Source organism: Roseibium algae (genome assembly GCF_037783265.1).
Lineage (GTDB): Bacteria > Pseudomonadota > Alphaproteobacteria > Rhizobiales > Stappiaceae > Roseibium > Roseibium algae.
This window is the reverse complement of sequence record NZ_JBAKIA010000001.1, coordinates 110,537-135,497: the sequence shown is the minus strand read 5'-3', so window position 1 is coordinate 135,497 and position 24,961 is coordinate 110,537. Positions and strand designations below refer to the sequence as shown.

23 protein-coding genes and 1 pseudogene are annotated in these 24,961 nt (G+C 52.7%); 13 read left to right on the top strand and 11 right to left on the bottom strand.

Going from position 1 to position 24,961, the window contains the following annotated elements; translation table 11 throughout:
• Positions 1 to 58 precede the first annotated feature (58 nt).
• The 4 genes from V6575_RS00595 to V6575_RS00580 are packed head-to-tail and all read left to right on the top strand — an operon-like array spanning position 59 to position 4,448.
• Positions 59 to 1,588, top strand: a complete 1,530-nt coding sequence (locus tag V6575_RS00595; RefSeq protein WP_340272040.1) for an amidase — start codon at positions 59 to 61, stop codon at positions 1,586 to 1,588.
• 1 nt (position 1,589) lies between these two features.
• Positions 1,590 to 2,873 carry a TRAP transporter large permease gene (locus V6575_RS00590; protein ID WP_340272039.1) on the top strand — a complete coding sequence of 428 codons (1,284 nt, stop codon included), beginning with the start codon at positions 1,590 to 1,592 and terminating at the stop codon, positions 2,871 to 2,873.
• An 18-nt stretch (positions 2,874 to 2,891) separates the two neighbouring features.
• Positions 2,892 to 3,866, top strand: coding sequence for a TRAP transporter substrate-binding protein (locus V6575_RS00585; RefSeq protein ID WP_340272038.1), 975 nt, complete (start codon positions 2,892 to 2,894; stop codon positions 3,864 to 3,866).
• Positions 3,867 to 3,920: 54 nt separating this feature from the next.
• On the top strand, positions 3,921 to 4,448 hold the full coding sequence (locus tag V6575_RS00580) for a TRAP transporter small permease (RefSeq protein WP_340272037.1): 528 nt from the start codon (positions 3,921 to 3,923) through the stop codon (positions 4,446 to 4,448).
• Between the two features lie 163 nt (positions 4,449 to 4,611).
• On the opposite strand, the gene V6575_RS00575 is transcribed toward V6575_RS00580, so the two are convergent.
• Together V6575_RS00575 and V6575_RS00570 are read right to left on the bottom strand one after the other, a co-directional pair.
• A complete protein-coding gene (locus V6575_RS00575; RefSeq protein ID WP_340272036.1) occupies positions 4,612 to 5,613 on the bottom strand; it encodes an alpha/beta hydrolase family protein in 1,002 nt (333 codons plus the stop codon).
• A gap of 576 nt (positions 5,614 to 6,189) precedes the next feature.
• Complete coding sequence (locus V6575_RS00570; protein WP_340272035.1) at positions 6,190 to 7,224, bottom strand: LacI family DNA-binding transcriptional regulator; 1,035 nt, start codon at positions 7,222 to 7,224, stop codon at positions 6,190 to 6,192.
• Positions 7,225 to 7,404: 180 nt separating this feature from the next.
• Between V6575_RS00570 and V6575_RS00565 the strand changes: the two genes are divergently transcribed.
• The 8 genes from V6575_RS00565 to V6575_RS00530 all read left to right on the top strand — a co-directional run bounded on the left by V6575_RS00565 (position 7,405) and on the right by V6575_RS00530 (position 14,685).
• Complete coding sequence (locus V6575_RS00565; RefSeq protein ID WP_340272034.1) at positions 7,405 to 7,890, top strand: TRAP transporter small permease; 486 nt, start codon at positions 7,405 to 7,407, stop codon at positions 7,888 to 7,890.
• The gene (locus V6575_RS00560; RefSeq protein ID WP_340272033.1) at positions 7,887 to 9,167 is read left to right on the top strand and encodes a TRAP transporter large permease subunit; all 1,281 of its coding nucleotides are present in this window, start codon (positions 7,887 to 7,889) and stop codon (positions 9,165 to 9,167) included. The genes V6575_RS00565 and V6575_RS00560 overlap by 4 nt, the downstream gene beginning before the upstream one ends.
• A gap of 21 nt (positions 9,168 to 9,188) precedes the next feature.
• Positions 9,189 to 10,166 carry a TRAP transporter substrate-binding protein gene (locus tag V6575_RS00555; RefSeq protein WP_340272032.1) on the top strand — a complete coding sequence of 326 codons (978 nt, stop codon included), beginning with the start codon at positions 9,189 to 9,191 and terminating at the stop codon, positions 10,164 to 10,166.
• 184 nt (positions 10,167 to 10,350) lie between these two features.
• A complete protein-coding gene (locus V6575_RS00550) occupies positions 10,351 to 10,980 on the top strand; it encodes a TetR family transcriptional regulator (protein WP_340272031.1) in 630 nt (209 codons plus the stop codon).
• A 90-nt stretch (positions 10,981 to 11,070) separates the two neighbouring features.
• Positions 11,071 to 11,979 (top strand): siderophore ABC transporter substrate-binding protein, encoded by a 909-nt coding sequence (locus V6575_RS00545; protein WP_340272030.1) that lies wholly within the window; start codon positions 11,071 to 11,073, stop codon positions 11,977 to 11,979.
• A 78-nt stretch (positions 11,980 to 12,057) separates the two neighbouring features.
• Complete coding sequence (locus V6575_RS00540; RefSeq protein ID WP_340272029.1) at positions 12,058 to 12,996, top strand: ABC transporter permease; 939 nt, start codon at positions 12,058 to 12,060, stop codon at positions 12,994 to 12,996.
• Entirely contained in the window at positions 12,989 to 13,930 is a 942-nt protein-coding gene (locus tag V6575_RS00535) for an iron chelate uptake ABC transporter family permease subunit (RefSeq protein ID WP_340272028.1), read from the top strand. The genes V6575_RS00540 and V6575_RS00535 overlap by 8 nt, the downstream gene beginning before the upstream one ends.
• Entirely contained in the window at positions 13,927 to 14,685 is a 759-nt protein-coding gene (locus tag V6575_RS00530; RefSeq protein WP_340272027.1) for an iron ABC transporter ATP-binding protein, read from the top strand. Before V6575_RS00535 ends, V6575_RS00530 begins: the two co-directional genes overlap by 4 nt.
• A gap of 76 nt (positions 14,686 to 14,761) precedes the next feature.
• Here V6575_RS00530 and V6575_RS00525 read toward each other — a convergent pair whose 3' ends face one another.
• Positions 14,762 to 16,735, bottom strand: a complete 1,974-nt coding sequence (locus tag V6575_RS00525) for a TonB-dependent receptor domain-containing protein (RefSeq protein WP_340272026.1) — start codon at positions 16,733 to 16,735, stop codon at positions 14,762 to 14,764.
• Positions 16,736 to 17,171: 436 nt separating this feature from the next.
• Between V6575_RS00525 and V6575_RS00520 the strand changes: the two are divergent.
• Positions 17,172 to 17,755, top strand: a pseudogene (locus tag V6575_RS00520) (helix-turn-helix domain-containing protein); the annotation flags it as partial.
• Positions 17,756 to 17,905: 150 nt separating this feature from the next.
• On the opposite strand, the gene V6575_RS00515 reads toward V6575_RS00520, so the two are convergent.
• Genes V6575_RS00515 through V6575_RS00480 form a run of 8 tightly spaced genes read right to left on the bottom strand, consistent with a single transcriptional unit; the run spans position 17,906 to position 24,917 of the window.
• Positions 17,906 to 18,253, bottom strand: a complete 348-nt coding sequence (locus tag V6575_RS00515; RefSeq protein WP_340272728.1) for a hypothetical protein — start codon at positions 18,251 to 18,253, stop codon at positions 17,906 to 17,908.
• A gap of 4 nt (positions 18,254 to 18,257) precedes the next feature.
• Positions 18,258 to 18,968, bottom strand: coding sequence for an orotate phosphoribosyltransferase (locus V6575_RS00510; RefSeq protein ID WP_340272025.1), 711 nt, complete (start codon positions 18,966 to 18,968; stop codon positions 18,258 to 18,260).
• A 29-nt stretch (positions 18,969 to 18,997) separates the two neighbouring features.
• The gene (gene pyrC, locus V6575_RS00505; RefSeq protein WP_340272023.1) at positions 18,998 to 20,062 is read right to left on the bottom strand and encodes a dihydroorotase; all 1,065 of its coding nucleotides are present in this window, start codon (positions 20,060 to 20,062) and stop codon (positions 18,998 to 19,000) included.
• Positions 20,059 to 21,330, bottom strand: coding sequence for a Zn-dependent hydrolase (locus V6575_RS00500; RefSeq protein WP_340272022.1), 1,272 nt, complete (start codon positions 21,328 to 21,330; stop codon positions 20,059 to 20,061). Before V6575_RS00500 ends, pyrC begins: the two co-directional genes overlap by 4 nt.
• On the bottom strand, positions 21,327 to 22,271 hold the full coding sequence (locus V6575_RS00495; protein WP_340272021.1) for a dihydroorotate dehydrogenase: 945 nt from the start codon (positions 22,269 to 22,271) through the stop codon (positions 21,327 to 21,329). Before V6575_RS00495 ends, V6575_RS00500 begins: the two co-directional genes overlap by 4 nt.
• Complete coding sequence (locus V6575_RS00490; RefSeq protein WP_340272020.1) at positions 22,265 to 23,107, bottom strand: dihydroorotate dehydrogenase electron transfer subunit; 843 nt, start codon at positions 23,105 to 23,107, stop codon at positions 22,265 to 22,267. Before V6575_RS00490 ends, V6575_RS00495 begins: the two co-directional genes overlap by 7 nt.
• 11 nt (positions 23,108 to 23,118) lie before the next feature.
• Positions 23,119 to 24,402 (bottom strand): TRAP transporter large permease, encoded by a 1,284-nt coding sequence (locus tag V6575_RS00485; RefSeq protein ID WP_340272019.1) that lies wholly within the window; start codon positions 24,400 to 24,402, stop codon positions 23,119 to 23,121.
• Positions 24,399 to 24,917: a TRAP transporter small permease gene (locus V6575_RS00480; RefSeq protein ID WP_340272018.1), complete on the bottom strand. Its 519-nt coding sequence runs from the start codon at positions 24,915 to 24,917 to the stop codon at positions 24,399 to 24,401. Before V6575_RS00480 ends, V6575_RS00485 begins: the two co-directional genes overlap by 4 nt.
• Between the last annotated feature and the right edge of the window lie 44 nt (positions 24,918 to 24,961).

Here is a 24,961-nt window from a genome sequence, read left to right as displayed (position 1 = left end):
CACGGTTTGGGAGGACTTTGGTGCTTGTACGTTTATTCACAAAATTGATGGTAATCCGTTGAGCAACGCACATACGATTGCGCTTTCAGCCTGCGAGATCCTTGCGGCCTTCGAGGATGGCAGCTTGACTCCAAGCGCTTATCTTGCAGTCTGTCTGGAAGAAATCGCCCGCTTTAACCCCAAGATCAACGCTTTGACGTCTATGGATGTCGAAGCTGCCATAACCAGCGCCGCTGCCGCGACAAAGCGCTGGCAGGCTGGATGCCCAAAGGGGCCACTTGACGGCCTGCCGATTGGCGTCAAGGACCTGCAGAATACCAAAGGAATGCTCACCACGCACGGCAGCATCCGCGGGCGCAGCTACATACCGGACGTGGATCTGCCTATGGTCGCACACCTGCGTGCGGCGGGGGCAATCATCCTTGCCAAGACAAATGTTCCGGAAATGGGGGCCGGAGGAAATAGCCGCAATCCGGTCTGGGGTGCGACCGGCAACCCGTTTGATGCCAATTTGATTGCAGGCGGATCTTCTGGCGGTTCCGCTGCGGCGCTCGCAGCCAATCTCCTACCCCTATGCACAGGCTCTGATACGGGCGGATCCCTTCGGATGCCTGCCGGGCTTTGTGGTATCGTAGGGTATCGTCCATCGGTTGATGTGGTCTCTCACCCCACGCGGCCTCTGGGCTGGTCTGGGATCTCCGTGCTTGGGCCAATGGCACGCACAATGGATGACCTTACGTTGATGCTGGACGTATGCCAGGGTCACGATCCAGATGACCCCTTGTCTGCTCCTTCGGCCCCTGATCGCTTCAAGGCGCTGCCTTCGGTGGCATTGAAAGACTTGCGCGTTGGTTTCAGCGAGGACTTTGGCGGGGCACCTGTGGATCAGAACATTCGCGAGATCTTTCGTACCCGTCTGGATCTGCTGCGCCCCCATGTTAAAGAGTGTCGCACGGTGGACCTCAATCTGGGGGATATGGACCGCTGTTTTGACATTCTGCGTGCCGAAAGTTTTGGTGTGGCGTTTGGCGAGGGTGTCAAAGAAGACCCTGACAGCTTTGGTGCTCACATCAAGGAGAACGTCGACCTTGGACACACCATGTCATTGTTTGACCGGGGCTGGGCTCATGCCGAACAGACCCGTATTCTGCGCAAGTTCAACGGGCTGATGGCCGAATTTGATATCATTGTCCTGCCTACGTCCCCGGTATCACCCTATAAGTGGACCCAATCCCATCCTAATGAAATCGACGGGCAGATAATGGATATCTATTATCGCTGGCTGGCGCTGTGCTATCGTGGGTCCTTGACAGGTGGACCTGCAATCACGCTGCCTTGCGGGCGCGATCATGCCGGAATGCCGTTTGGGCTTCAAATGCTGGGGCCTGTGGGGGGAGATGTTAGTTTGCTGTCCGCTGCAAAGGAGTTTGAGACCTTATTCGCCGGCTCTGTCGAGACCTCGCGTCCTCTGGCTGATATGGAGAACCTGTCCCCTTCAGATATCGATCTTCGCTCTATTGTCACACATCCACCCGAGTTGACGGCAATGACTACTGCCGATACGGGTATACTGCGGACGGCTGTGTAACATGTGGCTGATCCCTCTTGTCTTTTTCATCCTGCTGATCAGCGGCACGGCTTTTGCCTATATGATGGGCGCAGTGTCCGTGCTGACCTTTATCGCTGTCGACAAGGAACAGTACCTGTCGATCCTGCCGCAGCGCATCTTTGCCCAGCTTGATGTCTTCGCCTTCATGGCGATGCCGCTGTTCATCCTGACCGCGGAGATCATGAGTCGCGCGGGGGTGACCCGCAGCTTGATTGATTTTGCCATGTCCATCGTTGGCCGGTTTCGCGGTGGTCTGGGCCATGTGAACATTCTCACCAGCGTTTTTTTTGCGGGCATTTCCGGCTCCGCGATTGCTGACAGCGCCGCTCTGTCACGTACATTCGTGCCCGAGATGAAAGCGCGTGGCTATGATGCGTACTATGCCGGAGCCATCACTGCGGCATCATCGATGATCGGGCCGATTATTCCACCGTCAATCATCATGATCATCTATGGCGGTTTGACCGGCGCCTCGGTCGCAGCGCTGTTCATTGCAGGCGTGGTGCCCGGCCTGTTGCTTGCAGCAGCGTTGATGGGCTTGAATGCGATCATTGCCCATATAAAGGGACACCCCGGCGGCGCTTCCGACGATCTGCCGCGCTTCTTGCCCAGCTTGCTCAATGCTGCTCCGGCTTTGTGCCTGCCAGTTGTGATCCTCGGTTCGCTGGTGTTCGGCCTGGCTACACCAACTGAAGGTTCGGCAATTGCGGTGTTTTTCGCACTATTGGCCGGACAGTTTTACAAAGGCCTAAACTGGAAAATGATCTTTGACGCGGTCGAAGCCACGGCAAAGATGACCGGTACGATCTTTATCATTCTGGCAGCGATTTCGGTGCTGGGCTATCTGGCGGGGCAATTGGGCTGGTCGCAGGCATTGGCCGAATGGGTCGACTCTTTCGGCCTGACGGGTACAAAGTACCTGTTTTTTCTTGTCGGTATTTTCCTGATCGCGGGCATGTTTATGGACACTCCCGTGGCACTCACTTTGCTGATCCCTTTGTTTGCCCCCCAGGCGTTGGAGCAAGGCATCAGCCCGATCCAACTTGGCATCGTATTGTGTTTTAACCTTTGCGTCGGCCTGATTACGCCACCTCTGGGCAAATGCCTTGTGGTCGTATCCGCGCTGACCAACCTCAACTACTGGCGGCTGGCCTATGCCGCACTACCCTTTATTCTCGTTCAGGTGCTGTTGCTAATGGCACTGGTCTATTGGCCGGAAATCAGCCTCGCCTTACCGCGCCTGTTCGGGTTTTCTGTGAACTAACCCAAGGGAGGAAAATCAATGAAACTTATGGCACTTACACTTGCGGCATGTCTTGCCATGGCCACATCTGCAACAGCAGAGGTCAAAATTGCGCTAGACGGGAAACCGGACCTGAAACAATCCGGCTCGTACAACTGGTCCCATACCTTTGCCAAGGCCCTGAACGAAGGCGGCATGGAGACACGCGAAATGCCGCGTGGATCTGTCGGCAATGAGGCAGAGAAATTCGACCAGGTCTCAACCGGTCTGCTGGAAATTTCGATGTCCGACGTACGCGCCGTCGCGCAGGTTGACCCATTCATCTACGGCGTTCGTCTGCCTTATATCTTTGACAACATCGCCCATATGGACCGCGCATTGGCTGCCGGCGACGTCTATGCCCGCATCAACAAAAACCTTGCCAAGCAAGACGTGATCCTGCTGTCTATGGCACCACTCGGGCCGGCTTCAGGCATTATCACCACAACCCAGGCTGTGCGTTCGCCCGCCGATATGTCCAGCCTGCGGATGCGGGCCTTGGACGATGCACAAATCGCGATGTATCAGGCTTGGGGATCAAGCGGCACGATCGTGCCTTGGGGCGAAGTCCCCGCCGGCCTGCAAACGGGTGTGATCGATGGCTACCTGAACTCACCCTTCATACCAGTGATGTTCGGCCAGACAGACTTTGTGAAAAACTTTGCCACCGCCGATGTCATCTGGCCACTGCGAGCCGTGATTGCGTCAAAATCCTGGTACGATGGATTGTCAGATGCGGATCGCGCAACCGTTGATGCGGCAGTTGTCACAGCTAATGCCGCCACCCGCGCATGGCTTGATGAGGCCGCAGAAAAGGGCCTGACCGCGCTGGAGGATAAGGGCGTAACAGTTCAGCGTCTGACTGATGAGGAACGCGCTGTGTTCCGTGAAGCATCCTTGCCGGTCTACGATTCAGACCTGATGTCCGCAGAAGATACAGCGCTGTGGAAGAAACTGTCTGACGAAAACCGCTAAACCAACGGGCGGGCTGCACCCGTAGCCCGCCCGGCCCAAGACCGGAGCCAGAGAATGCGCCATCTCATCATCAGCACCAGCGACCGCTTGCACTTGATCATGCGCCGCCTTGCTGTCTTTGCTGTCTGTGTGATGTTCGTAACAGTCGTCGTGCAGATCATCGCGCGCTATGTTTTCTCTTCGCCCCCCGTCTGGACCGAGGACGTTGCCCGCTACGCGATGGTATGGACCGGGCTGCTGGGCGCCACGCTTTCGTTCAAGACCCGCTCGGACGCGGTCTTGATGCAGAGCGTGTTTCCGGAGCCCCCCCATATTCTGGCGGCCTTGGCCAATGCAATCCAGAGTGCGGCCGTGCTGACCTTTATTATGCCTGTGATATATTTCTGCTTCATCGGGCTAAAGGGTGGTTTCGCAAAAGGATATCTTGCACGGCAATCCGGTCTGACGGCGGACACCCTTGGGATACCAATGGTGTGGATTTCCGTGGCAGTCCCTGTATCTATGATCATCATTTTACTTCACCTCTTTGCCAGATGGGCAGGAGATGATGCGTCTGAAAATACTGCCAACCAGCTAGACTGAACGCCCCCTTCCTGGGCAAGATCTGAAGGGTGCATGGTGTTGAAGTTCTGACGATTGAGCTCGCCCGGAACGCTAGGCCACTATCCATCGGCCATAAACTGTAACGGTCTATATTGAGAGCCGGTTCGTTCAGCTTGCAAACATCGTGATTTTTCGGTCCATATTATTTGCGAATAAGCGTTTTCTTAAAAAAATTCACGATGGTTTGATTGGTTTCTGCCAAAAATTTTGCTCTATCAAAGCCGTCAGGGTCTTTTGCTGGCTCGCCAACTTCCCCAGCAATCCCATTGGGAAATGGAGAGAGAAATGCGTAGTGATGAAGCCCTTCAACTACGTGATAAATGTGTTCGTTAGGTAGAAGCTTATGAACGTTCTCTGCGTGATAGGGAAAGCGAAGAGATTGATCTGCCCCTGCCCGAATCAGCATGACAGGTACTTGTGTTCGCGACATATCATCAAAAAGTAAGCCTACTGGAGCGGCTGCGACGACAGCTTTGATCCGTGAATCAAACACGTCTTGGGTCAAGTTCACATTGGGCATCGAATAGAGCATGCGCCTCGCCCGAAGCCACATGGGCAATGGTTCACCACCATCCTCACCGATACAGAATTCTGGATCATTTTCGGGACGGTAGCAGTGAGGGGTGATCTTAGCATAATCAATATTCCCGCCGGAAGCTGCAAGCACAGTGAACCCACCAAGAGAAAATCCAAAGGCCCCAATTCTCTCGGCATCGATACTTGAGCCGAAGCGGTTATCTTTAAGGACTGCATCTATTGCTGCACTAAGTTCACTGGGCCGAAGCACAGTGATCTCGGGCTGACCAATACGGAGAAAATCATCCGGGTGTCGCACCGCCGCTACAATATACCCCGACCTAGCCAAACGGCTTGCCAACAGATAGTGGTTCCAGTCATTCCCCCCAAAGCCATGTGAGATTGCCACAAGAGGGAATTGACCTGATGAGAGCTTTGAATTCTTGGCGGCCAATAGCTGCCAAGGCCCGAATTTCGTCTCGGTTGCCGTTTCCTGTGTTGGATAGAAAACTCGAACTGAAACTTCGACGCCTGCGACATTTGTTGTTATACGCCGAATGCCAACGTTATACTCTTGAGCTTGGGCGGTACCGCTCAACATCAGGATTATGATAATCAAAAATCTCATGTCGATAATCCAGCTTTCCGCACTTGTGTTTGAAGTTCATCGGTTTTGACAGCATCCAACTGACTTTTGAGGCAATCGGTTTATTGGCGGTTTCATATTAATTTCGACGTCAGGCCTTTGGCGATTGTAGGTATCCAGATGGCGGTTTAGGTTGGCGCTCAGAGCTCTGATATGCTTGGCTTATGGCCATTGCTTTTGCAGGGTTTTGATGAAGCGTTCTGCCTTGCCGTTTGCCTTGGGAGGAGGGGGCATGCGCAGGTGCCTTGCCTAAAGCTGAACGACGATCATCTGACCTTCCGCGTACAGATCATGTTCTGATGCAAGTCGTATTTCCTGGATAGTTCCACAAGCGTTATTTCCTCGCGGATCGAATCGAGCGCAATTTTGGCTTGGAGCCCAGCCTTATAGTTTTTTCTATTTGTCACTCCGGATCGCCTCTCTCGTCAAACGATCTACCTAAATGTCTGGCCCGAGTATTCGCGACCACCTGCGCGCAAAAGACAAGAAGGAAACTCCAGCTCAACAAGTTCCCCATTGACTGGTTAAGATATGCGCAGACAGATTAAATTGGCCTGTCTAGTTTCGCTTTCCACTCGTATTGCCCTGGACAAACTTGCAGTCTTCTACTTGGACCGCCGAGACGGGTTGTCCAGCGGCCAATGAGATGACTGCGTTGGCTGCAGCTTCTCCGATGTGTGTGTAGGACATATCTATCGTCGTCAACCGCGTGCGTACTGATGTGGCCAATGATGTTCCATTAAACCCGGTAACTTGCATGTGATCGGCAGCAACAAGGCCGCGCTGATACATCGCCCGAATGCCGCCAATGGCCATCGCATCATTCAGATAATGAACGCCCTCGATGTCACTTTGATCTTCAAGCATACGCTCTGTGAGGAGCGTCCCGCCAATTGCCTGACGAGGAGCGCTTTCGCTGGTGATTGCGGTAAACTTGAGGCCGTGCTGACGCGCAGTGTGCTCAAAGGCTTCTGCGCGCCGTGCCGCACATAAATCCTTGCTCAGCTCGCTGCCAATATAGGCAACATTTTTCAGCCCCAGCTCGACAAAATGCTCGGCCATCATGCGGCCTGCCATCTCGTGGGATGGTCCGATATTGGCAGTGGCGGTCTGTCGGTCGCCATCCCAGATCTGGACCGTATCTGCCCCGTGCTTTTCCAGAATGTCATCGGTCTTCGCCAGTCTTTGAACCCCTCCGCTCAAGATCAATCCTGCGGGGCGAATGGACAAGAAAGACCGCACCTGCTCATACTCGATTTCTGGGTCAAAATTACTCTCTCCCACAAAAGTTCGCAGCTCAAGCGGGCGCAATGTCCGGCTGATCGAACTGAGAATTTCTGAATAGACAGAATCGCTGGCAGAAGGGATAAGGATACAGACTATATTGCTGGTTGCCGACCCAAGGGAACCCGCAAGCTGATTTGGCACATACCCCAGCTTGACCGCAGCCTCGAGTACGCGCTCTTGTGTTTCCTCAGAAATCCGCCCGGTCTTGCGCAAAACTTTGGACACGGTCATGGGGCTGACATTCGCAGCCAGACCAACGTCAGCCAAAGTGGCACCTCGCGGTCGCGATCCAATGATTTTCTTCATGCCAGGACCTTTATTTTCCAAATCATTGTTCGGGAATTATTGACAGTCCGGAGCCCCTGATGATAGTAAAATTGCATAGGGTTATCGATAACTCAAGCTATTACTGATGCTCAGTGTGGAGCTGTAGCAAAGTGTAATTTGTGGCTTGTTTAGATAATGCGGCGGCTTTGGGAGGAGCTTTTGAAGTTTTTTATCGCTTGGCTATGGAACTCCATTGAAGCCGTTATGGCGCTGTTGATGGTGGTGATGATGGCGCTTGTTTTCACCAATGTGGTGTTGCGCTATGGCTTCTCATCAAGTCTGAGACCTTCGGTTGAACTGTCTCGGATGGGCCTTGTCTGGGTCGTGATGCTGGGCGCTGTTGTGGTGCTTCGCCGTGATGAGCATCTTGCAGTGACCGAAATATCTGATCACCTTTTTCCGCGTGCAGTACCGTTTTTGCGCCGCATCGGCTGGGCCATAATCCTTTTTGCCGTTGGTATGCTGTTTTGGGGTGCGTTCCGCCAGATGATGGCCAACTGGAACAATATCTCCCAATTAACTGGTTTGCCGTCCGGCTTGTTCTATCTTGCAGGCGTTATTTCCGGGGCGCTCATGGCATTTGTTGCAGTTGTGCGGATCTTTAATCCAGATGCATTTGGCACTGGTGAAGAGGATGCCCAATGACCCTCGCAATTTTTCTTGGTGTGCTGTTGACCGCAATTTTTCTGCGCTTGCCGGTCGCATTCGCCCTTCTGCTGTCGTCTATCGCACTGATGCTCTACATGGACATGTTCAGCGTCGATATTTTGGCACAGTCTCTGATAAACGGGGTGGATAGCTTTCCGCTCCTGGCGATCCCGTTTTTCCTGATTGCCGGGGAGGTCATGTCCGTTGGCGGGCTGTCCGCTCGGATCGTTCGGATCGCGACGACTCTGGTCGGGCACCGCAAAGGCGGGCTGGGATATGTGGCCATCTTCACTTCGGTCCTTCTAGCTGGACTGTCTGGATCGGCTGTTGCGGATGCGGCGGCCTTGGTCAGCATTCTTTATCCGATGATGAAGCAGGCTGGCTATCCAGAGGGCCGGTCGATGGGTTTGTTGGCGTCCGGGGGGATCATTGCCCCCGTTATCCCGCCGTCTCTGCCGCTCATCCTGGTCGGCGTGGCTGGCGGTATATCGATCAAGAGCCTGTTTTTAGGCGGCATAGTTCCAGGTCTCCTGATGGGGCTGACATTAGTGGCAGTCTGGTCGTTTCTTGTCCGCAATGAGGATCTGGCAGTTGCACCAAAAGCGACGTTGGCCGAGAAGCTCACCGCACTGCGCCAAGGTGTATGGGCGCTGCTGCTTCCGGTCATTATCATTGGCGGCATTCGCTTCGGTGTCTTCACCCCGACAGAGGCAGCTGTTGTTGCTGCAGTCTATGCGCTTGTGATTTCAGCCTTCGTCTATTGCGAGTTGACATGGGCGAAGCTCTATAGAGTTCTGGTCAGCGCTGGCCGGGCCACCGCAATGGTCATGTTCCTGGTCGGATGCGCGATGGTTGCTGCATGGCTTATCACGGTGGCTCAATTGCCGCAGCAGTTGGCATCCCTGCTGGGTCCACTGATCGACAGTCCGCGCACATTGATGCTCGTGATCATGCTGCTGGTGCTTGCTGTCGGGATGGTCATGGATCTGGCTCCGACCGTGCTTATTCTCGTGCCATTGCTCATGCCCGTCATCAAATTGGCGGGAATTGATCCGGTCTATTTCGGTCTGATGTTCGTGATCAATTGCTCCATTGGCCTGATCACGCCGCCCGTCGGCAATGTGCTGAACGTTGTCTGTGGCGTCGGCAAGGTACCGATGTCCAAAGCCGTCAAAGGGGTCTTGCCCTTTATCGCTGCATATCTGGTGCTTCTGGGACTGTTCATCGCTTTCCCGGACATCATTATCATCCCGATGAAAATCATTATCGGTTAACTGTCTTGGAGGAGGAAACGAATGAGAACTTATGTGAAATCACTCTTGCTCGCAGGGGCTTTGGCCCTTGGTGCAAGCAGCGGCAACGCGCAAACCACATTGAAACTGGCTCACGCTGCGCCAGAATCTGATCTGCAGCAGACCATGTCAGTTTTCTTCAAAGAGCAAGTGGAAGCGCGCTCCAACGGCAACATCACCGTCAATCTGTTCCCGTCAGGCCAATTGGGCAATGACGCCCAGATGATTGACGGCCTTCGCTCTGGTATCATCGATTTTGCCATGGTCGGCCTAAACAACTATTCAGGCCTGATGCCTGAAACGGCAGCCTTCACATTGCCGTTCATGTTCCCGACACGAGAAACTGCCTACAAGGTTCTTGATGGTGAGGTCGGCCAGGGCGTGCTGGACAAGATGGCGGACTTTGGCCTGAAGGGGCTTGGGTTTCCGGAAAACGGCTATCGCAACATGACGAACAATCGTGGTCCGATCAAAGAGCCCGCTGATGTTGTGGGCCTGCAGATGCGGGTGAACAACTCGATCGCACTCAACGACATGTTCCAACTTCTTGGTGCAAACCCGCAGCAAATTCCAGTAGCTGAACTCTACACGGCTCTGGAGACTGGCGTCGTTGACGCACAGGATCACCCGATTGGTGTGACTCTTTCTTTCAAGTTCTTCGAAGTGCAGAAGTACCTCAGCCTAACCCGTCACGCTTATGCGCCACTGCTTCTTGCCATGAACAGCAACAGCTTCGATAAGCTGACTGCGGAAGAGCAGGCCATCATTCTCGATGTTTCGAAGGAAGCCGTCGACATGCAGCGTAAGCTGAGTATTGAGAAAGAGGGCGGCATGATCGCTGAACTCGAAAGCGACGGCATGATCGTCAACAGTGATGTTGATGGCGCTGCCTTCCAGGAAGCCGTCAAGCCTGTCTGGGCAGCTTTCATCGAAGCCAATGGCGATGGCCTGATAAATGCTATCCTTGCTGATTCCAAGTAAATTCAACAAATTTTAAGCAGGCCCCGTCGAGTTCGGCGGGGCTTTTTTTTGGTTGACGCACACACAATGCTTGTAGCTCTTCTCCGTTTTGATGAGGCAGGACAAATTATGCGCCTTCATTCAAACAATGTTTGAAATATCCTTTCAAACGGTCTAAATCGGCTACAGGATTTGAGGAGACGTCATGGAGCCGGAGACGACAGCGCAACGCTTGCTGAAAAACGCAGAAAGGCTGATGGCGCAGAAAGGTATCGCGGCAACTTCCGTAAGGGAGATAACCGAGGCCTCAGATGCAAATGTTGCATCGGTCAATTACTATTTCGGTAGTAAGTCGGAACTACTGCTGGAGCTTTTGAAAAGCCGCTTTGCCCAATTGGATGCGGAACTTCTAATTAGGGTCACTGCAGCTGAAGAAAATGCGGCCAGTCATAAACCAGATGTCTGTAATCTCACTGAAGCCTATTTTGGCACTCTTGCCCACCTTGGCTTCAATGCGGATACCGGACAGCTTGATCCATTTATTTTGCTCATTCAACGCGCTTCTGCTGAACAGGAAGCTGTATTGGAACGAGCCCAAGATTATCATGCTCCCGGTATTACAAAATTGAAGGACCTTTTGGCCACCTTTGTTCCGGAGGACCGCCGTCAATACCTTAGTATGCCGACGCTTCTCGATTTGATGTTTACGGCCTCTGTCGCAGCTATGCCGTCCATGAGCGCAGACAACAAAAATGAAATAAGACTTTTCGCAATCCGCGGCTTTCTATCTGCCGGTGTCGAGGCCTATTTGAACCGGATCGCGGGCAATGCATGACCAAGAGGTTATGACTTCTAAAAACCAGACAAAACATCCTGCGCCAGCCAATCCTGAAGGATAGCCACGCACCCGGACATGGAGACGAACATGCATGCATTCCGTTGGGCGGTTATCCTTATCGCTATTGGCCTTGGAACTCAGGCCGTTAAAGCTGAACCAGTGTTAATCGAAACTGCTCTTGGACAGGTTGAGCTTGCCTCGAACCCTGAAAAAGTTGCTGTTCTTGATATTGCCGCGCTGGACACTTTGAATGCTCTGGGCGTGCCGATTGCAGGTGTGCCAGAGCAGATTTACGTCGATTATCTGAAAGACACAGGCAACACTGCGGAAGTTGTAGGGTCTCTGTTCGAGCCTGATTTTGAAGCCATCAATGCTTTGCAACCTGGTTTGATTGTGGCCGGTGGCCGTTCGTCAACGAAAGTTGACGCCCTGTCCGAACTGGCCCCAACAATCGACATGACCATCTGGGGAGACGGTCTTCTGGACCAGGCCAAGGCAAGACTGCGCGCTTATGGCGTCCTGTTTGGGAAACAAGATACTGCGCGTAAGTTGGAAGCGGATTTGGTCAAGGCCGTAAACAACGTAAAGGCCCAGACTACAGATGCGGGAAAAGCGCTTGTGGTTCTGACGAACGGACCAAAGCTCAGTGTTTACGGCGCGGGCTCGAGATTCGGCTGGCTGCATACTGAGCTCGGCATCCAGCCAGCGATTGAAAATGTCGAGGCAACCACTCACGGCGAGGCTATCTCATTTGAATTTATCCGCGATGCCAATCCGGACTGGCTGATTGTCATCGACCGTGCAGCAGCGATTGGACAAGATGCAACACTGGCAGCTGAGACCCTCAACAACAAACTGATTGCTGAAACCAACGCATGGAAATCCGGGCAAGTCATCTATCTTGATGCAGCAAAGGTTTATATTGCAGCAGGTGGCTATCAGTCCCTGATGGGCACACTCGGTGATTTATCTGCTGCATTTGCTAAAAGCAACTAGGCGGCATCCAGTTCAGTGAGTCAGCAGCCTTCGCCTTCTCGCCTCGCATCGGGATTCTTGTCAGCTTTCTGGCCGGTTATGATCACGCTTGCATGCGGCGGCTTGATCTTTGCCAGCCTGGCAACCGGCGCTGCCAATGTCTCACTGGCCAAGCTGTTTGGCGGCACCGAGAATGGTGACCTACTGCTGGTCAGCAGGCTCCCCAGAACACTGGCGGCGATACTGGCCGGATCGTCCTTGGCCGTTGCCGGTGTGATCATGCAAATGCTGGTGCGCAATCGCTTCGTGGAGCCGACCACCACGGGGACCGGTGAATGCGCTGCGCTGGGGTTGCTCGGTGTAACACTGCTGATGCCCGAAGCTTCGATCTTTATGAAAATGACGATCTCCAGCGCAGTCGCATTTGTCGGAACAGCACTCTTTCTTGCGCTGGTTCAAAGATTACCCCCGACGCAACCGCTCATGGTTCCGCTGACAGGCATTGTCTATGGCGGCATCATTGCGGCCGTGACAACATTCATCGCCTATGAATTCGACCTGCTTCAGTATCTCTCCGTCTGGATGAACGGCGAGTTCTCCGGTGTACTTCAGGGGCGATACGAGCTGCTCTGGATATCAGGCGGCGTCGCTTTGATGGCCTATCTCTATGCGGACCAGTTCACTGTTGCCGGGTTCGGGCGCGATGCCGCTATCGGTCTGGGGCTGAATTACCGTTATGTGTTGATCGCCGGGTTGAGCATTGTCGCCCTGATAACCTCTTTCACGGTCCTGACCGTCGGAATGCTGCCCTTTGTCGGGCTTGTTGTGCCTAACATCATCAGCCTGTTTCGCGGTGATAATGCACGGGCAACCTTGCCCTTGGTTGCCTTGATGGGCGGAACTTTGGTTCTGGCCAGCGATCTCCTAGGTCGGTTGATCCGCTATCCCTATGAAATCCCTGCAAGCGCCGTGTTTGGTGTGTTGGGAACGGCTGTGTTCCTGTGGCTTTTGTTCGCGAGGCCAGCGCCTCGTGGTTAAAAAGATAGCAATTCTCGGCTTGTGCGCAGCTCTTTCCATTCTTGCTTTCATGGTAGTGGGTGCGCGTGGAAATTGGGATTTTGTCCTAGCGTTTCGCGGCACAAAGCTGATCTCACTGGTTATCGTTGCCACAGCAATCTCAGTTTCCACCATCGTGTTCCAGACATTGACAAGCAACAGGATCCTGACCCCTTCCATCATGGGTTTTGATGCGCTTTACATCCTGCTGCAGACTGTACTTGTCTTTGCCCTCGGAGGATTTGGATTTGCTTCGCTTGCGCCAGAGTTGAAATTCTCTCTGGAACTCTTCTTATTGTCTGCTGCGTCCCTTGCATTGTTCGGAAGTCTGATTGGTCAGGGCACGAATGACCTGTTTCGCATGCTGTTGGTTGGTGTGGTGTTCGGCGTCCTATTTCGAAGTCTCACCGGGCTGTTGCAACGTATGATCGACCCAAATGAATTTTCGATTCTACAGGGCGCGCTGTTCGCCAGCTTCAACAATGTCGACACCAAGCTTCTCACCCTTGCAGCACCATTGGTCATCGCATGTTGTGCGCTGGCCTGGCACAAGCGAAATGTTTTAGACGTCATGGCTCTTGGCCGGGAACAGGCCATCAGTCTTGGCCTTAATTACAAGCGAGAGCTGATGATGGGGCTAGCGTTGGTCACAGCACTGATTGCCACCTCGACTGCTCTGGTCGGGCCGGTTGCCTTCTTCGGCCTATTGGTCAGCGCGATCAGCTATGAAGTGATAAAAACCCACCATCACGGACCAATCTTCCTGACATCTATCCTGATTTCCATCATTGTTCTGGTCGGTGGTCAGACGATTTTTGAACGTGTGCTCGGATTAGGGGCGACCTTGAGCATTGTGGTCGAGTTTCTGGGTGGACTGGTGTTCCTGTTTCTAATCCTGAGAAGGGTTCGGATGTGATTGAAATCGAAAATGTCACCTTTCAACACGGCAAGTCTCTGGTTTTGAAGGACGTCTCTTTTACAATCGAACGGGGTGGGATCACGGCCCTGATTGGTCCAAATGGTGCGGGAAAATCAACACTATTTGCCTTGATGGCAAGGCTGCTGCCGCTGCAATCTGGCAAGATCTCTTTCGATGGCATGGATGTTCGCCAAACTCCTTCAAGGGAGCTCGCGAAGAAACTGGCGATCTTGCGTCAAGACACGAATGTCGCCTCCCGTATCAGTGTTCGAGACATGGTTGGCTTTGGCCGGTTCCCTCACCACCATGGCCGCGCCACCAGGCTTGATCATGACAAGGTCGAAACCGCTTTGGCTGAATTCGACCTCGCAGCCATTGCAGAACGTTACATCGGCGAATTGTCAGGCGGACAGAAACAACGGGTTTTGGTTGCCATGGCCTATGCACAGGACACAGAATATCTGCTGCTGGATGAACCGCTCAACAATCTGGATATGCATTTTGCCCGTAATCTAATGCATCAACTGCGCGATCTTGCCGACAATCATGGCAAGACGATTGTCGTCGTGTTGCATGAGATCAACTACGCGGCTGCTCATGCAGACAGGATCATCGCACTTAAAGGCGGGGAGGTCGTCGCGCATTACGCGACCGATGCCTTCATGACTGAAGAAACCATCTCCAAGGTCTATGACATGAGTGTCAAGGTCAAGACCGTCGACGGTCTGAAAGTCGCTCTGCACCACGTCTGAAATGAAGAAGAGCTGCACAGGTGCTAAGCCCGTGCAGCTCTCTTTCTTGTAAGTACCTGAAGTAAGACGTCAGGGATCAGTAGCGGACTTTTGCCATCAACCGGAATGACCGACCTGGCTCATAAAGCGGCGTGATCGTGTCATATTCACCGCCATAAGTGGCCCGGTCCGAATAATTCTCATTAAAGATATTATTCGCTTCCAACCGAAGGGTGAGGAAGTCATGCGTCTCGGGCTTATATTCTGCGTAAGCATTTACAATCGTATAGGGATCAATCTTCTCATAACCGGAGGAGACAAAGCCGTCATACTCCAACGCAGCATCGACTGTAGCGCCAAGCGTCAAGTCATACTGGTCAAATGTATGCGCGATTTCACCAGAGATGATTTGCCCGACAGCAGCACCGATATTAATCAGGTAATAGGATTCAAAAACGCTGTTTTCGAGATTAAGGCGCGTATCGGCATAAGACAGTTTTACAAACCCATTGCCCCAGTTATAGCCACCGGAAAGCTTGTAGCCCCAGCTGCTGTAATCGATGTTGTTATCACCGTCGCGATAGTTCGTGAACCGAGTATTGAAAACATCGGCACCTGCATACCATCCAGCATTTTCATACTTCACACCGGCGGTCAGATTGTCGGCACGAACCGGTTTCAGATCCGAGATATCCCAAGGGCGCCAATATTCGAAACTCTCTTCGAGATCAATGCCGCCAAAGACATTTGAGTATCCGCCGTTGACCGAGAACCCCTTGTATACATCAACTTCTGCAAAGGCATTTCCGCTCAAACCGAAGTTATCGAGATCGGTGCCGTCTTTGCCCTCGAAGTAGTTACTGTCTGCCCGGCCACCTAAGGAAAGTTTCAGGCGGTCAACCGGCGTCAATCTGGCCTGCAGATAACCACCTATATTCGAAACCTTCTCCTTGTAACTCTCAGAAGGGGAGCTGTAGTCAGAGTCTTGCGCGATGAAATCTACACCGGCAGTGATCGTGTTGCCTTCGCTCAGTTCAAAGGTATTTTCTGCGTTGACTGTCCATGTGCTGGCAACGGTATCACTGCCATAAGGCTCGGGTATCTTGAAATCATTCTCGCTGTAGCCAATGACGACTTTCGGGTTCCAGATCCCTTCGATTTCTTCCTTGCTGAAATTGAAGGAAAAATTACGCCGAGTTGTATCGTAAACACGGACTGCGGAAGTCCCTCTCAGGCCCCCGATGTTCGCACGGTAAGGGCGTAGCGCGTCATCAACGATCTGCTGGCCACTGAACTCGAACCGGTAACCAGAATCTGTTTCATAGGCAGCTTTCCCCAAAACGCTTGAGAACTCTGCAGCAGTCCCGGGCACGGCCCAGCCATCACCATTTTCATAGTCATCGCCATTGGCAAACTTTACGAAGCCGAGCAACTCGAAGCCGTTGTGGCGTCCATATCCAGCCGCACTTTCGGTAAATGTCTCTCCGTTCGTGTCATAGCTGAAGGTTGCAAAAGCGCCGAAGTTGCGATCATGGATCAAGAGGTCTTGCACATCGACCGTTTCATAAACAATGGACCCGCCAAGAGCGCCGAACCCGGCATCAGCTGGTGCAACACCCGGATCAACCCGAACGGCTTTCAACAGTGCTGGATCAATATAATTGGTGCTGGTGTGGTGGAAAATCCGATTGCCCTGCTGAACACCATCCACCGAAACCGCCAGATTGTTTTCATCGATGCCATTCACAAACACCTTCTGAGCAGTCGGGATTCCGCCACCAACCGAGATCGAGGCATTGCCAGCAAATAGCTCGCGCAAGGTCTGCGGATCGGTTCTTTGGATCTCTTCAATCGCTATATATATTGACTGAGCACGATCGGCTGTTCCCTGGTGCTTGTCGAAGCGATCAGAAGTGGTTGCATCAGGATTAATCCGGATTGTTTCCAGCTTTGTACTGCCCTCAGCCGCAGACACAGCTGATGCTTCTTGCGCGGCTGCGCCGCCAAGCCAAAACGCTGATTGTAAAATAGTACCGGTAAGCAGCAGCGAAAGACGCACGCGATCAGGCATGGTCAGGTCCTTTATCTTTGACAATTCTGTAATCAGCTGAATTCGGCAGCACAGCCGAAATTGGCTAGCGCCATCCCCCCATGGATGACTTCAGCAAACATATATATGATAAATACACTCATGTAAAACAGTGTTTTAAATAGTGTTTGTTTTTGGGAAAGAGAACCATTCGGCGAAGCTCAAAGCCAAGAGGAACTTGAAGCGATCCGCGAGTAGGTGCCGCATTCGGAACTACGACATGCAGACGAACATCATCAGCACGTAATAGCGCGAGGTGATGGCGAAAATGGCACATGCTTTTAAAGGTGGAAGGTTAGATGTGATCTGACACTGCTCCATCCCAGAGAACTGGAGCTGGGGCAGCACATATCTTAACTGAGATGATGGTTGTCCGTTCTGATGCAGGTGCAAACCAAACTATCAAAAGGAAGCCGCAATGTTGAATACTTGCGATAAGTTCATCAAACACAAGACCGGCTTGCTGAACTTGGCCGAGGAGCTGGGTAACGCGAGCAAAGCTTGCGAGGTCATGGGCATGTCACGTGACACATTCTATCGCTACAAATCCGCGGTCGAGGACGGCGGCGTTGAGTGAGGCCCTTTTCGAACGCACTCGTCGTAAACCCAATTTGGCAAACCGGGGGTATAAGGTGACAGAGAGTACGGCGCTTCAAATCTGCCGCCGATTTCCCTGCCTACGGTCAAGTCCGTACTTCGAACGAGCTGCGTAAAATAGGGGGCTTTGTATCGCCGTCTGGTTTATGGTCGATCTGGCTGCGGCAAGACTTGGCAAACTTCAATTACCGCCTCAGGGCTCTGGTAGCCAAAGTGAAGTAAGTCGGCTGTATTCTGGCCGACCGAGGCACGGAATACTGAGGGCACATCGACAAGCACGCCTCTCAGTTGTTTTGGGCAATCAATGACATTGACCATACCAAGGCCATGGTGAAGTCACCGCATACGAACGGTATCTGTGAGCGGTTCCACAGGACGAGCTTGTCGGAATTTTACCAGATCACATCTGAACCACGACACAGCGCTTTATCTTCATGTTTGCTTACATATGCAGGCCGTAAACTGGGTCATTTGAAGTGGGGCGGATCACTATGCCGCGGTCAGTCTAACAGCTTAGAAGATATCTGTTATCTGATCGCGGCTTACATTCTTCATTTATTGGAAACTCGTCTCCTCAAGGAGGAGCTTGTGGTTTGCGATTTCGTCAGCAATGCGGTTCAAGGTGTCCAGTTTTGCCGATGGATCAGACGCACGTTCAGTCGCTTCAAATTGCTCAACATAGCCTTTAAAACGCTTGAATTCAGCTTCTGCTATTGGACTGCTCAGAGGTTGATCATCATAGGTATCTACGAATTTCTCAGCGACAATGGCCAGCAGGAAATAGGCTGCTGCAGTGTCTGACTGAACTTTCAATTGATCACGGCAAGCGCGGCTGCATTCATTATATGCACGCACGCCTTTTCCAAAATCTTCAATTATTCTTACCAGCTCAGTCATACTCATGACACTAATCCTTCTTCTTGAGGCCTGATATTTCGGTAGCGCCGCCATTGGCACCAGACCAAGCGAGAGGGTCATTCAGGAAGCTCTCAACCTGTTTTAGCGTTTCCGGATCGAAGTAATTTTGCTTCTTGCAAACAGCAAGAACATCTCGCCATGTGGCCAGATAGTGTAGATTCAGGCCAATTTTCTCGAGATTTTCCAAGGCTTCAGGAAATATGTCGTAGTAGAAAACGACGACGGTGTCCGTGATCTCGGCCCCGGCGGTTCGGATCGCTTCACAAAACTTGATTTTGCTACCGCCATCGGTGGTTAAATCTTCGACGAGCAAGACACGTTTGCCCTCAATTGAGTTGCCTTCAATCTGCGCATCCCGACCAAACCCTTTGGGTTTTTTGCGAACGTAATGCATCGGCAGGTTCAATTTATCTGCCAGCCATGCGGCAAAGGGAATACCGGCCGTCTCACCACCAGTAACACTATCGATTTGCTCAAACCCGATATCTTCCATGACGACACTGGCTGCAAAATCCATGAGGGTGTTGCGAATACGTGGATAGGAAATGAGCTTGCGGCAGTCGATGTAGACCGGGCTGGCCAGCCCGGACGTGAACATGTAGGGCTTGTCGGTGCGAAAATGAACGGCATCGATCTCGAGCAGCATTTTAGCTGTCAATTCGGAGATAAGTGCGCGCTCGGGGAAAGAGCTGGGAATCATTGTCTCATCCTTTGGGCGATATCGTCAGGTCAAATCCCCCCAGCGTTACTGGGTTCGTTCTGCCAGTACAATAGAAAGCCTGGATCGAAGACCGTCACACATTCGTTTTGAACGGAAAACTTCTTTGGAAATACGACTGGTTCTCGTGATTTCGTGAATGTCACCCGACCTTCATTTACGGGTAGTCCGTAGAAGGCGGGACCGTTAAGCGAGGCAAATGCCTCCAACTGGTCTAACGCATCGTCTTCTTCGAACACATGTGCCAGGCAGTTCAGCGTGTTGATAGACGTATAAATGCCAGCACATCCGCACTCGGAAATCTTGGCACTATCAGGATGTGGTGCGGAATCCGTTCCAAGAAAGAATTGAGCGTTACCGGACGTTGCGGCAGCCCTGAGGGCCAGTCGGTGCTTTTCGCGCTTCGCCACCGGTAGGCAGTAATAATGCGGCTTGATCCCGCCCGCCAGATAGGCGTTTCGATTGATGATCAAATGGTGGGTCGTGATCGTTGCGGCAATGTTCGCTCCTCCGGAGGAAACGTAGTCGACAGCGTCAGAAGTCGTCACATGTTCCATGACTACCCGCAAGTTCGGAACCTTTTGCCGGATGGGATCAAGCACGCTCTCAATGAACACAGCTTCCCGATCAAAGATGTCGACATCGGGACTGGTGACCTCACCATGAACCAGAAGCGGCAGCCCGATATCGGCCATATGCTCCAGAACCGGCATGACCTTGTCGAAATCTTTAACGCCGCTATCAGAATTGGTGGTCGCACCTGCCGGATAGAGCTTGAGCGCTTTAACCAGACCAGCCTTGGCACCCGCATCGATATCAGCAATCTGGGTTGCTTCAGTAAGGTAAAGCGTCATCAGCGGTTCGAATTTGTGGCCATCCGGAAGGCTGGCCAAAATTCGCTTCTGATAGGCAGCTGCCTGCTCCGTTGTGACCACAGGCGGTACGAGATTGGGCATGATGATGGCCCGCGCGAAATTCGCACTCGTATGACCAACGACCGCCTCCAGCATATCGCCATCGCGTAAATGCAAGTGCCAATCGTCCGGCTGGCGGATGGTAAATTGAGAAACACTCATTGGGCCATCTCCGTCAAATAGCTGAATATGATGTCCGTACCGGCGATTAGATCTGGAATTTCCATCGCTTCTTCGGGATTGTGAGATCCGTTTCGATTACGGACAAAAACCATTGCCGATGGAATGCCTGCATTGGCAAAGACAGCTGCGTCATGACCACCCCCGGACGGCATTGTAAATGGCTTGAGATTGACTTTCGCCATTGATGCGGAAAGGCCATCAACCATCTTTTCGTCGCAAAGGGCAGGAGCAGTGTGCAGCTCTGCATCCAGTTCAAATTTTACGCCACGTTCCCGCTCTACGGATCTCACTTCCTGCTGGAGAAGATCACGCATCGCATCCAGAGCATCTGCGCTTTGACTGCGAAAATCCAGACTGAAGTCGACAAGGTCAGGGATGCGGGTCAAGGCATGTTTCTCAGGGTCTGTTCCGACCATTCCACTTGTCAGAACGAGGTCTTCGCCCTTTTGCAAAATCGTCAGCCAACTTTCGTCCAGTCGGGACAACAAGTCAGCCATAGCGAGAACCGGATCTTTGCGATAAGCACGCGGGACCGCGCCGGAATGCCCCGCCTCACCAATGCATCTGATCTTCTTGTGGCGAACGTTACCCCGAATGCCTGAGACCACAGCAGCAGGCATGTTCTTCTCGATGAGAAGGGGCCCTTGTTCAATGTGGAGCTCAATATAGCAATCTATGTTGTCCGGATCCATAAGTGGTTTGTGCTGACGGACACGGTTCATGTTGATGCCGATCTCGGACATATGGGTGCCAAGGTCGCGGCCATCACCTTTATGAACAGCGCTGAGCTCACTATCGTCAAGCTGGCCGAGAAGTGCCTTGGACGCGATGTAGCAAGGCCCAAACCAAGCGCTTTCCTCAGCTCGCATTGCAATAACCTTGACGGGTTTGGCAAAACCGATACCCTGGCTTTTCGCGCGGGCCAGACACAGCAAGCCAGCTATGACGCCTGCAAGCCCGTCGAAGTTTCCGCCATTTGGAACGCTGTCTACATGAGATCCGACCAGGATAAACCTGTCGGCGTTGGCATCTTCCGGAAGGGAAAAGACCGCGTTCTGTCCTGCATCATATTGGACGGAGAGCCCTTGCGCACGCGCATAGTCTTCGAGGTATTTGAGCGTCTGTGTTTCAACAGCCGAAAAAGCCGGGCGACTGACGCCAGCGCTATCTGCTGAAAATGCAGCGACATCATCGAAAAGGCGCGCGGCTGTCTTGGCTGCGTCAAAGCGATTGTATGTTGCGTTCATGGGGCGGCTTCCATGAAGACCAAGCCATCAGAGGCCTGTTCGTCTTGAACGGATCCGACGAGTTCGCTGACGCTGGCAAATCCCTGGCTCTGCAAATAGGCCTTAAGCCCATCAATCATTCTCACCATGATTGCCGGTTCGATGAACGTTGCTGTTCCAACCTGGACAGCGGTGCATCCTGCAATCAGATACTCAATCACATCCTCTACGGTAGAAATTCCGCCGCAGCCGATGACCGGAATTTCAACCGATTTGGCGCATTGATAGGCCATACGCAGGGCAATGGGCTTAAAGGCAGGGCCTGAAAGTCCGCCCATCAAATTGCCTAGCTTGGGGCGCCGTGTGTTGATGTCAATTGCCATTGCCAGAAGGGTGTTTGAAACGACCAGGGCATTCGCACCGGCCTCCTCAGCAGCTTTCGCCACTTCGGTCGTCTCGCCCGTGTTCGGCGTGAGTTTTGCCCAAAGCGGAAGGTCAGTCGCATCGCGCAGCTTTCTCATCACGAATTCAGTCGTTGAAGGCCGCATGGCGAATGCCTTGCCATCCTCCTCAATATTCGGACAAGATATGTTCACCTCGATCGCTGCGACCCCCGGTACGCTCACCTCTTCGCATAGAGCTGCGAATTCATCCGCACTGCCTGCTGAAATGCTGACAACCAGCGGCGCGTTATACGCGGCATAGAAGGGGATCACGGCCGCTTTGAAGGCATCGATGCCCTTGCTGGGAATTCCGATAGAATTGAGCATGGAACCACGCACTTCGCATACCCGCGGTGTCGGGTTTCCGCTGCGTTTTTCGCGGGTGATGGTTTTAGTGACATGAGCGCCCAAAGCATCGAGGTCAAAGACCTGCGCAAGGTCTTCAGAAAAGGTTCCCGACGCCGGCATGATTGGGTTTTTGAGGGTTAGACTGCCAATCTGAGTGGTAAGATCTAGCATCCGATGGCCTCCTGGAGGTCGAACACCGGCCCCTCCCTACAGACGCGCTCATTGACGATACCACCATCCCTGCGAAACGCACGAACACAGCACTGGCACATGCCAATGCCGCAGGCCATCTGTTGTTCCAGGGCTATTTGCCCCGGAATATTGTGTGTCTTGCCGATAGACTGAAGCAGCCTCAAGATCCGATTTGAACCGCAGGTGTACATGGCATCGATGCCTTCATCTGCGATAAGCTTCTCGATGACTGCGCCCATGTTTTCGACGCTCGACGTGCCATCTTCATCAGTGAGCGGGATAACGTTTACGCCAAGGTCCCTGAAGTAATCGAGAGAGAGTAAGAAGCTGTCGGAACGTGCGCTGCAAATGGCCGTCAATTTTCGGTCAAGACGGCGCGCTTCCAGAGCCAAAGGTGCGAGTGTTGCCAAGCCGACACCACGCGCGACCAGGAGCAGGTTCTGCCAGTTAGGAAGAATGTCGAACCCCTTCCCAAGCGGTCCGAGCACATTGAACGTGTCTCCAGGTCTAAGTGTCGCGATAGCAGAGGTGCCTTCACCCGCGACTTTGTAGAGGAAGTGCAATTCCCCTTTGTCCGGATAGTAACCATAAATGCTCATTGGGCGTCGCAGATAGGGTTGCAGATCGCCGGTCACCGGGCAAAGCAGATGGAAGAACTGACCAGGTTCACAATCAAGGACCTTCAAGGGAGCATCAAGGACCAGTAGACGGTATTCGCCATTGACTGGCGAATTGCTCTTTATAATGCATTCGACTTCATGAATTGCTTTCGGGAAGTCAATTATGGCCGGCGTATTCAAAGATAAATGGTTCACGCTCAGACCTCCTATTGGCCGAAAATCAGGTTCGGTATGAAGAGGGAGATCGACGGAATATAGGTGATGATCAACAGCACGATAATGTTCGCCACAACGAACGGCCAGACGCCCTTGATGATACTCATCACCGGTTTGTTCAGCGTTGATGAGGCAACGAATATATCCAGACCGAACGGCGGCGTTATCATACCCATGCCAATGTTCAGGGTCACGATCATGCCGAAGTGGATCGGATCAATGCCCAATGCCGTTGCCACCGGGAAAAGAGGCGGCACGAGGATCAGCAAGGCAGAGTTTGGATCGATGAACATTCCGGCGATCAAAAAGCAGACATTGACAGCCAGTAGAAATGTAATGGGTCCGGCATCTATCGCGACCAAGAAATCGCTAATGTGAGTGGGGACCTGAGCGAGTGTGACGAAAAAGGACAGAACGCCCCCCATCGCCAGCAGTATGAAGATCGTAGCAGTGGAAATGGCAGCCCGTTCCGTCAGTTCAACAAGTTTGGAAAAGCCTAGGTTTTTGTAAACGAAAGCTTCAATCACGATGGCATAGACGACACTGACGGCCGCCGCTTCCGTTGGGGTGAACAGCCCACCGTAGATGCCGCCCAAAATGATGGCCGGCATGCCCAGAGACCATCCTGCATCACGCACGGCCTGGAGTTTTGCGTGTCCGGTTGTCTTCTCGAATGATTTGACGCCAGACCGTTTGGCTTCGATCTTTACGAGGATCGCAAATGCCAAACCCAACACCAGGCCGACTGCTAGGCCGCCAGCAAACAATCTGGAAATCGAAGATCCTGTCATCCAGCCATAGATGATGAATGTAATGGACGGTGGGATCAGCAGAGCAGTTTCTGCGCTGGCAACCAGCAGACCCAGGCTGAATTTCTCTGAAAATCCAACAGTGCGCATCTGCGGATAGACCATCCGCCCCATAGCAGCAACCGTCGCCGGTGCAGAGCCTGATACGGACCCAAACGCCATAGATCCGCCAATGACCGTGTAGCCCATTCCGCCACGCTTATGACCAACAAGCGCTTTCACCAGGCCTGTTAGCCTGCTTGCGATCTGACCGGAGCCCATGAGTTGTGCGGCAAAAATGAAGAACGGAATAGCCAACAGGGTCGTGTGGTTGATGCCGCCGAGCGTTTTTTGAATGAAGGCGAGATCCGGCATTGAACCGTAGAATATGGTTTTGCTCGCAAGCGCCGGAATGCCTAGCACCAAAAACATTTCAAAGCCTGAAACCAACAGGACAACGGCAAGAAGAATGACAAGAAAAATCATTTTTGAACTCCCTCAATCGAGGACGTCTCATCGTTTTCGTTCTGACGGCTGAAACGATCGATGACAGACAGAAAGCTCAACAGATAGCGGAGTGACAGGAGGCTGAAGCCTAAAACCGGTGCCATGTAAACCCATCCCATGGGTAGATCCAAGGTGGGGCTTCTTTGCCCTGTTCCCAGAACGAAAAAGACGAGCAGGTAGGCAAGGTAGGCCATATAAGCAGAGAACAGGAAACCAACGGCATCAATGATCTTGCGAACAATGGTTCGGCTGCGTTCGGGAAGTGCATCTCTGAGCGTGTCAATACCAACATGGCGGCCTCTTTCGAGCGCCAGACCAAGGGCCCCGAAGACCAGGAAGATATTCATCAGGCGGACAGCTTCCTCGACCCAGGCTAGTTGGCTTGCGAATGTTCCGCCGACTTCACGTGCAATCACATTCAGCGTGAACAAGCCCACCATGGAGAGAAAGATCGAAACGAGATAAATTCGCTCAAGACGCCGTAGATATCGCATTTTTCCAGCCACTTTGAGATCGACATTGCCGAAGGTTGCAGAAA

What these genes read in the sequence shown, in the direction of transcription:
- V6575_RS00580 (WP_340272037.1), top strand. Translation starts at nt 3,921, where the DNA reads ATGCGCCATCTCATCATCAGCACCAGCGACCGCTTGCACTTGATCATG.
- V6575_RS00575 (WP_340272036.1), bottom strand. Translation starts at nt 5,613, where the DNA reads ATGAGATTTTTGATTATCATAATCCTGATGTTGAGCGGTACCGCCCAA.
- V6575_RS00510 (WP_340272025.1), bottom strand. Translation starts at nt 18,968, where the DNA reads ATGATTCCCAGCTCTTTCCCCGAGCGCGCACTTATCTCCGAATTGACA.
- V6575_RS00585 (WP_340272038.1), top strand. Translation starts at nt 2,892, where the DNA reads ATGAAACTTATGGCACTTACACTTGCGGCATGTCTTGCCATGGCCACA.
- V6575_RS00550 (WP_340272031.1), top strand. Translation starts at nt 10,351, where the DNA reads ATGGAGCCGGAGACGACAGCGCAACGCTTGCTGAAAAACGCAGAAAGG.
- V6575_RS00570 (WP_340272035.1), bottom strand. Translation starts at nt 7,224, where the DNA reads ATGAAGAAAATCATTGGATCGCGACCGCGAGGTGCCACTTTGGCTGAC.
- V6575_RS00500 (WP_340272022.1), bottom strand. Translation starts at nt 21,330, where the DNA reads ATGAACGCAACATACAATCGCTTTGACGCAGCCAAGACAGCCGCGCGC.
- V6575_RS00555 (WP_340272032.1), top strand. Translation starts at nt 9,189, where the DNA reads ATGAGAACTTATGTGAAATCACTCTTGCTCGCAGGGGCTTTGGCCCTT.
- V6575_RS00560 (WP_340272033.1), top strand. Translation starts at nt 7,887, where the DNA reads ATGACCCTCGCAATTTTTCTTGGTGTGCTGTTGACCGCAATTTTTCTG.
- V6575_RS00525 (WP_340272026.1), bottom strand. Translation starts at nt 16,735, where the DNA reads ATGCCTGATCGCGTGCGTCTTTCGCTGCTGCTTACCGGTACTATTTTA.
- V6575_RS00485 (WP_340272019.1), bottom strand. Translation starts at nt 24,402, where the DNA reads ATGATTTTTCTTGTCATTCTTCTTGCCGTTGTCCTGTTGGTTTCAGGC.
- V6575_RS00515 (WP_340272728.1), bottom strand. Translation starts at nt 18,253, where the DNA reads ATGAGTATGACTGAGCTGGTAAGAATAATTGAAGATTTTGGAAAAGGC.
- pyrC (WP_340272023.1), bottom strand. Translation starts at nt 20,062, where the DNA reads ATGAGTGTTTCTCAATTTACCATCCGCCAGCCGGACGATTGGCACTTG.
- V6575_RS00495 (WP_340272021.1), bottom strand. Translation starts at nt 22,271, where the DNA reads ATGCTAGATCTTACCACTCAGATTGGCAGTCTAACCCTCAAAAACCCA.
- V6575_RS00480 (WP_340272018.1), bottom strand. Translation starts at nt 24,917, where the DNA reads ATGCGATATCTACGGCGTCTTGAGCGAATTTATCTCGTTTCGATCTTT.
- V6575_RS00540 (WP_340272029.1), top strand. Translation starts at nt 12,058, where the DNA reads ATGATCACGCTTGCATGCGGCGGCTTGATCTTTGCCAGCCTGGCAACC.
- V6575_RS00590 (WP_340272039.1), top strand. Translation starts at nt 1,590, where the DNA reads ATGTGGCTGATCCCTCTTGTCTTTTTCATCCTGCTGATCAGCGGCACG.
- V6575_RS00545 (WP_340272030.1), top strand. Translation starts at nt 11,071, where the DNA reads ATGCATGCATTCCGTTGGGCGGTTATCCTTATCGCTATTGGCCTTGGA.